The 323-nt window shown below is 51.4% G+C and carries 1 protein-coding gene; it reads right to left on the bottom strand.

Annotation, left to right across the window (positions count from 1 at the left end; all coding sequences use genetic code 11):
• The coding region (locus DXA36_RS33805) for a virulence-associated E family protein (protein ID WP_243114795.1) at positions 1–323 on the bottom strand (323 nt) is incomplete at both ends.

Here is a 323-nt window from a genome sequence, read left to right as displayed (position 1 = left end):
GTGGACTTGCCAGCCCCCTGACCGCCTACCAGACAGAGCATGATTTCAAATTTGCACCCCGGCTGAAAGGCTCGTGAGATTGCACCCAGCAAGAACAGCTTCAACGCTTCATAGGTGTAATCGTCTGCGTCAGCCCCCAGAAAGTGCCGCAGGCAGAAACGGATTCGCTCTGTCCCGTCCCACACAAGGGTATTGAGATAGTCCCGGATGGGATGGTACTTGTTTTCATTCGCCACAATCTCGATGGCGTTATCAATCTTCTTCTCATTGGTAAGCCCGTAGGTTTCTTCCAGATAGAGAAGCAGATACTTCATGTCCGTATC

The sequence above is a fragment of the Eisenbergiella sp. OF01-20 genome (genome assembly GCF_003478085.1).
Taxonomy (GTDB): domain Bacteria; phylum Bacillota; class Clostridia; order Lachnospirales; family Lachnospiraceae; genus Eisenbergiella.
The sequence above is the reverse complement of the archived record's forward strand: the minus strand, read 5'-3'. Positions and strand labels throughout refer to the sequence as shown.